This window comes from uncultured Gimesia sp. (assembly GCF_963972345.1).
Taxonomy (GTDB): Bacteria; Planctomycetota; Planctomycetia; order Planctomycetales; family Planctomycetaceae; genus Gimesia.
The window spans coordinates 1-6029 of record NZ_CAXAVM010000293.1 but is presented as its reverse complement, the minus strand read 5'-3'; the positions used below and the strand labels follow the sequence as shown (position 1 = coordinate 6029).

The following is a 6029-nucleotide window of genomic DNA, read 5'->3' as shown; positions in this document are numbered from 1 at the left end:
TAAAACTGGACACAGTCTTGAGCCAGTTCTCCGGCTGTCACCAACCAGCCACTCGTACCTGATTCGCAACGAGCGCGGCCCATGATCGAATCCCGAACCCGCTTCCAGAACCCGCTCGACCTCTTTGTCAAATGCCTGTGGTTTTCTCCGGGAGAACACCGCAACTGGCAGCAGGAACGCATCCTGCCCACCGGCAGCGTCGACCTGATTTTCAAACTCCAGGATGACCAGCCGATCCGGATTTTCGACCCTGCAGACAACTCCCCCCGTTCCGTTTCAGGAGCCACAGTCTCGGGAGCTTACTCACAGCCGTTTGGACTCGACACGTCCCGGTTCTCTCCCACCATCGGCGTCCATTTTCATCCCGGCGGCGCTGCTCCCTTTCTGGGAGTCCCCGTGAAAACGCTCCTGAACCAGCATCTCAGCCTCGAGGAGTTCTGGGGAACGCAGGCCCTCCGCGTACGGGAACAACTGCTGCAGGCAACTTCAACAGCCGAGCGGTTCGGTATTCTGGAGCAGGCGCTGCTAGATCGACTGACAGAACCCGACCCGAATTATCAGGCGATGCTCCACGCCGCCGAACTGTTTCGCACTTCCCGTCCCACCAGTGTGAAAGCCGTCAGCGAAGCGCTGGGATTCAGCAGCCAGAGATTCATTCGACAGTTTCAAAACGCAGTCGGGCTGACCCCCAAACTGTATTGTCGTATCCAGCGTTTTCAGTCCATCCTGGACCAGATCGTCAGGGGCAATCAACTCCCCTGGGTGAACGTCGCTCTCAAGCACGGCTATTACGACCAGTCCCACCTGATTCAAGACTTCAGGGAATTCACAGGCGTCACGCCGCTGGAATACCGGCCCGTCGCACCGGATCGGAAAAATCATATGCTGATGACTGAGTGATAATTTTTTCCAATACACGCGGTGTGTTACTGATTAAACTGGCTGCTGTTGAAACATATCACCAGCTCAGATTTAGGAAACGAAACAATGCCCCACAGCAACACAGACTCGAACCAGATCAAAGAAGTTTTTCCCTACCTGCGCACTCGGGACGCTGCCGCCGCGATCAAATTCTATCAGCGGGCGTTCGGAGCGGTAGAGGACTTTCGGCTGACTGAGCCCGGCGGCAGGATTGGTCATGCCGAACTCAAATTTGGTTCAGCGACCATCATGGTTTCAGACGAGTATCCGGAGTATGGCATTTACGCTCCCACAGCATCCACGCCCACCGGCTCTGCCATTCACCTCCATGTGCAGGACGTCGACGCAATGACACAGGAAGCGGTACAGGCAGGAGCCAGTCTGATCATGGAACCTGCAGATCAGTTCTATGGAGAACGCGCAGCAAAGATCCGCGATCCGTTTGGTCATGAATGGCTGCTCGGCAGCCACATCGAAGATGTAACGCACGAAGAGATGCAGCGCCGCTTCGATGCCATGTTTGAAGAAGACAGCCCGGAGCACTGAAGCAGTTCACCTGCTTTCCAGATCCGTTCGCCTCAGGAGAACAGCAGAAGCGTCCCGGCGGAAAACAGAACTCGCCGGGAACTATCTGCCTTTTGATCTCGTGTCAGTCTGCGCCGCAGCAACACTCCGTCATCCGTTGAATTGCGCGGATACCAGAAGTGAGACGGTTGCGGGCCGCGGGATTGACCGTGTGCACGTCGATCACGGGGGAATCAAAATCACAAATCGAGACTGACTCTTGAATCCAACGCAGCACTTCCTCGCCCGCGCCGCGCGCATCGTTGCCCAGGCTGAGTTCCTGGACGCCGCCTGCTTTTAATAATTCGATCGCTTCCTGGGAATTGCGTACCTGTTGCCAGCCCGTCGGGGCACGTCGTTCATCGTCCAGATAAACCTTCATGATATTTCCTTGTATTTTGCGTTAAGGATTCATGAATACTGCCTGATTTCTACAGATCCATGATTTTCCGTCCTTTTCATATCTCCTGACACCACACCGCCACAAAAAGTTCGCGAAAAACAATGTCGTGGACAAACTGTGAAATCAATCAGAGAAATTATTCACAGATTCTTCATCAAAACGGTTCACATAAGCGTCAGCTTAACTCTCGATAAGCTCATTCATTCTTCATATTACTTTCACAGAACAGCACTAGAATTCCGCCATTCACATCGTACTGAGAACTCTTCTCAAGAGTGTTTTGAAATCCACTTAGAGATGTTTCTATACCGTTCTCAATTGATCTTCTTTGTGAAAGCAACCTTTCGGATACACGTTTTGGATTTATTTTTACTCGTACACGTTCCTGCGAAACAATTTTTCAAGAAGAGGTTTATATGAAAAATCGAAGAGGGTTCACTTTGATTGAGTTACTCGTGGTCATCGCAATTATTGCGATCCTGATTGCCCTGCTGCTGCCCGCTGTTCAGCAGGCCCGCGAAGCTGCACGTCGCAACACGTGCAAAAATAATTTGAAGCAGATCGGTCTGGCGACCCACAACTATCACGAAGCCTTCAGTTCGCTGCCGCCGGGCAGCATCGTTCTGTTGAATGCAGCCGGTACCACTTACAATGGTCATGGCTGGACCTGGCATGCGAGCCTGCTGCCTTATCTCGATCAGGGTAACCTGTACGATGCCATCCAGGGACCGGATTCCAGTGGCATGGGAGCTGAGTCCGGCGGGGTAGATGATCCCAAACAGAGACTGGCCGGGCAGACGGTTCTTTCCGTCTTCTGGTGTCCCTCACAGCCCGATGTCACCAAGGGAGTCCAGAAAAATGGCTATTCTCCCTCCAATTACAACGGCAACATGGGCACACTCATCGGCAGTTCGGGTGATGACTGCTATAGTGGTTCCATTACCGATGCCGCCGGTATGGCAGCTACAGGCGGATGCATGGGCGCTGACGGCGTGTTCTATATCAGTAGTAGCGTCGCATTTCGCGATGTCACCGATGGTCTCTCCAATACCATCTTCGTCAGTGAAGTCATTGACTCGGGGGGAGATGCCGACATGCTGGGTGCAGGCGGCAGCGACCGCAAACACTGCTTCTCCAACGGAGCAGACAGTAATCCTCCTACTGAAATGACAGAATACCTGATTGCCGCGGAAAGCAACGACCCGATCAACTCTTATGGAGAAGAAGCCGCCGGCAGCTATCACACCGGGGGAGCCCACTTCGTGTTCGGTGACGGCAGAGTCAAATTTCTCTCCGAAAACATCGACATGGGACTGTACCGGGCACTCAGTACCAGAGCCAAACGGGAAACGTTAGGCGCTGATTATTAAGCCAGATATTGTTCACGAACTGCGTCGCCCTGTATTGCGGCGCAGTTCTTTTGAATTCGAATCAAAATCGTGATGATTCGAAAAGCAGGCACGCTCAATATGCCGCAGGTTTTTGACTGACAATCTGAAATGGAATGCCGTTGGTAAAAATCGGTATCTGTCACGACAGAATTTCTTCTGTGCTGTGAGCGTCCCGACGAGATATTTTTTATAGAGAGTGAGTAGAACTATGAAATTGAAACCGCATGATTTTCTGATGATCACACTGCTGTCCCTAAGCTTCAGCCTGACAGGTTGTGGAGGTGATACGAGTGACCAGCCCGAATTAGGTCAGGTCAAAGGCACCGTCACCATGGATGGCAGCCCCCTGGCCGGTGTTTCTGTCACATTTTCCCCCGACAGCGGTCGACCCGCGACGGGGAAAACCGATATCGCCGGCAACTATGAATTAATTTACATCCGTAACACGCCAGGCTGCAAACTGGGTCACAATAAAGTGATGATCAGCAATTCCACGGAAGAAGATGAAATGGAACAGGAAGGGGATGACGTGGTCCAGACTGCCCCCTCCGACGAAAAAATGATTCCCGCGAGGTATAACGACAAGACCACACTGGAAGCCGAAGTGCAACCGGGTGAAAACACCTTCAACTTCGACTTGAAGAAAAAGAAATAATCGCGGAAGAATGCTTCCGTTCTCACTGCACTGTCGGGTGGACCAGTGTGTCCGCCCGCGGGCAGCGTGAGAGCAGTCTGCTTTCAGGAACGTCGTTCCTGTCTGAGGAATGCCAGCACATCGCGGCAGCCGCGCTGAATCTGGGCACTCATCAATTCCCGGGCCAGGGGACCGTTCCCGTCACGCAGCGCCTGCAGCAACTGTTTTTTGCTGTCACAGGTTTTCTCTGCCAGATCAACCGTCAGCAGTTTCGAACTGTGTCGTTGCGATTCAAACACGGTTGCCACCGCGCGATGTTCACGGATCACTTTAGCAATCAGACGATTTCGCGAAGCATCGATCACGGTCTCATGAAAGGCTTCTTCCAGATCCAGCCAGCGATTGAACTGCGCCGGCGTCGCATAGCCATCACTCCGCTCACGAATCAAATCACGGATTTCAAAAAACTCTTCCAGCATCGCATCCAGATCGTCCAGCTGATGAGGCGTGATATACCGCGCTGCTTCCGCAGCCGCACAACTCTCCAGCGCATCTCTCAGCACGTACAGCTCTTCCAGGTCCTCACGATTCGGATTCCGCACAAAAGCACCCGCACCGGGCACATGTTCCACCAGTCCTTCTGTTACCAGCCGATGAATCGCTTCGCGGACCGGAATCACACTCACGCCGATCTCCGCGGCCAGCTTGCGGTTCACCAGCTGTGAGCCCGGCACCAGTGAGCCCTCCTGCATTTCCTGCCTGATAAAGCGATAGGCCCGGTCAGCCAGTTTTTCCGTGACTTCATACATTTTTCATTTTCCGGTTGACAAAGGAATTCCGTTCGCTGACAATATGTAACATCATGTTATAACACGTTATTACATTGTGTCAAATAATTTTAATGCGAGGCTGCTTTTTTCTCGGGATCGACTGTTTATCAGGTTTTTCCGGGCTGGTGAGGCGACCTGTTGTTTCCATTTCTTTCATTTCTTTGACCCGTCTGGAGAGAATCATGAAAATCAAGCGCGGATTTACACTGATTGAACTTCTGGTTGTAATTGCCATCATCGCAATTCTGATTGCCATCCTGTTACCTGCTGTCCAACAGGCACGCGAAGCCGCACGCCGCTCCAGCTGTAAGAACAATTTCAAACAAGTCGGCCTGGCACTGCATAACTATCATGAAACTCACTCCATCTTTCCCCTGTCGGATCATCGTGATTCCGGACGCGGTTGCTCAGGCGCGGTCTGGTCGCAAAATGCCGTCTATCGCTACAGCTGGGGCGCGATGATTCTGCCGTTCCTTGAAGCCAACGCGGTCTACCAGAAAATTGATTTCAGCACCAATTATAATGTCGCCCCTTCCAACGATATCCAGGCCGTCGGTGCCACGATCAATGTCTTCTTATGCCCCTCTGATCCCCAGTCAGAACCCCGCTGCAATCGAACCGGCGGGATCAATAACGGGGGTCCGGGAAATAAAGACGACCTCGGACGCTCCAATATGGCAGGCGTCGCTGATTCCCGCACCTGGGAATGTGCCACTAACTGGGGACGTTCTGACGGCGATGGCATGTTGTACAATAATTCGAACACCCGCATGCGAGACGTCATCGACGGTTCCAGTAACACCCTGTTTGTTGCGGAAGTCGCCGGCGGATTACCGGGGTCGTTCGACTGCAATCACTGGAGCGTGGTCAATCATATTGATACCGCCGGTGGCATCAATGGCCCGCACACTTCTCCCGGAAATGGTACCTGGACCCTCGCTTCCCAGGAAGCATCCAGCTGGCATACAGGCGGTTGCCACTTTCTGATGGGGGACGGCAGTGTGCATTTCATTTCAGAAAACATCGACGCCGGTGTCTTGAGTTCATTAACCACACGCATTGGTCGTGAAGCCGTCAGCTTTCCTTAATTGAGATGTTTTCCTGTCAGGGTGCCTGCTGGCAGTGTCGCCTTCGATTCCTGTCATCGAAGGTGACACTGTCGCTACCCGGTTTAACAGTCATAGCAGGTATCGCGAAACGGCACTCCCTGGCGCAATTACAATTCCCATGCCCATGAAAGTGATTTCATGTGACTTCACTTTCATGTGACTTCACTTTCATGCCCA

Annotated in this window: 7 protein-coding genes; 5 read left to right on the top strand and 2 right to left on the bottom strand. The window is 52.6% G+C overall.

Annotated features, from left to right (window positions below; all coding sequences use genetic code 11):
- The first annotated feature begins 81 nt into the window (after window positions 1-81).
- On the top strand, window positions 82-900 hold the full coding sequence (locus tag AACZ40_RS27805; protein WP_291178586.1) for a helix-turn-helix transcriptional regulator: 819 nt from the start codon (window positions 82-84) through the stop codon (window positions 898-900).
- 87 nt (window positions 901-987) lie between these two features.
- Window positions 988-1467 (top strand): VOC family protein, encoded by a 480-nt coding sequence (locus AACZ40_RS27800; RefSeq protein WP_291178583.1) that lies wholly within the window; start codon window positions 988-990, stop codon window positions 1465-1467.
- A 103-nt stretch (window positions 1468-1570) separates the two neighbouring features.
- Here the strand turns inward: AACZ40_RS27800 and AACZ40_RS27795 are convergent, their stop codons facing one another.
- Complete coding sequence (locus AACZ40_RS27795; RefSeq protein WP_291178580.1) at window positions 1571-1867, bottom strand: cyclic-phosphate processing receiver domain-containing protein; 297 nt, start codon at window positions 1865-1867, stop codon at window positions 1571-1573.
- Window positions 1868-2304: 437 nt separating this feature from the next.
- Between AACZ40_RS27795 and AACZ40_RS27790 the strand changes: the two genes are divergently transcribed.
- Window positions 2305-3258: a DUF1559 domain-containing protein gene (locus AACZ40_RS27790; protein WP_291178577.1), complete on the top strand. Its 954-nt coding sequence runs from the start codon at window positions 2305-2307 to the stop codon at window positions 3256-3258.
- 229 nt (window positions 3259-3487) lie between these two features.
- Entirely contained in the window at window positions 3488-3934 is a 447-nt protein-coding gene (locus tag AACZ40_RS27785) for a carboxypeptidase-like regulatory domain-containing protein (protein ID WP_291178575.1), read from the top strand.
- An 83-nt stretch (window positions 3935-4017) separates the two neighbouring features.
- On the opposite strand, the gene AACZ40_RS27780 is transcribed toward AACZ40_RS27785, so the two are convergent.
- Window positions 4018-4722 carry a GntR family transcriptional regulator gene (locus tag AACZ40_RS27780; protein ID WP_291178572.1) on the bottom strand — a complete coding sequence of 235 codons (705 nt, stop codon included), beginning with the start codon at window positions 4720-4722 and terminating at the stop codon, window positions 4018-4020.
- 203 nt (window positions 4723-4925) lie between these two features.
- Here AACZ40_RS27780 and AACZ40_RS27775 point away from each other — a divergent pair, with 203 nt between their 5' ends.
- Complete coding sequence (locus AACZ40_RS27775; protein WP_291178569.1) at window positions 4926-5831, top strand: DUF1559 domain-containing protein; 906 nt, start codon at window positions 4926-4928, stop codon at window positions 5829-5831.
- Window positions 5832-6029: the final 198 nt, after the last annotated feature.

Bases quoted from the DNA above. Each gene is read 5' to 3' on its own strand.
- AACZ40_RS27805 (WP_291178586.1), top strand. From the start codon at position 82: ATGATCGAATCCCGAACCCGCTTCCAGAACCCGCTCGACCTCTTTGTC.
- AACZ40_RS27800 (WP_291178583.1), top strand. From the start codon at position 988: ATGCCCCACAGCAACACAGACTCGAACCAGATCAAAGAAGTTTTTCCC.
- AACZ40_RS27795 (WP_291178580.1), bottom strand. From the start codon at position 1,867: ATGAAGGTTTATCTGGACGATGAACGACGTGCCCCGACGGGCTGGCAA.
- AACZ40_RS27790 (WP_291178577.1), top strand. From the start codon at position 2,305: ATGAAAAATCGAAGAGGGTTCACTTTGATTGAGTTACTCGTGGTCATC.
- AACZ40_RS27785 (WP_291178575.1), top strand. From the start codon at position 3,488: ATGAAATTGAAACCGCATGATTTTCTGATGATCACACTGCTGTCCCTA.
- AACZ40_RS27780 (WP_291178572.1), bottom strand. From the start codon at position 4,722: ATGTATGAAGTCACGGAAAAACTGGCTGACCGGGCCTATCGCTTTATC.
- AACZ40_RS27775 (WP_291178569.1), top strand. From the start codon at position 4,926: ATGAAAATCAAGCGCGGATTTACACTGATTGAACTTCTGGTTGTAATT.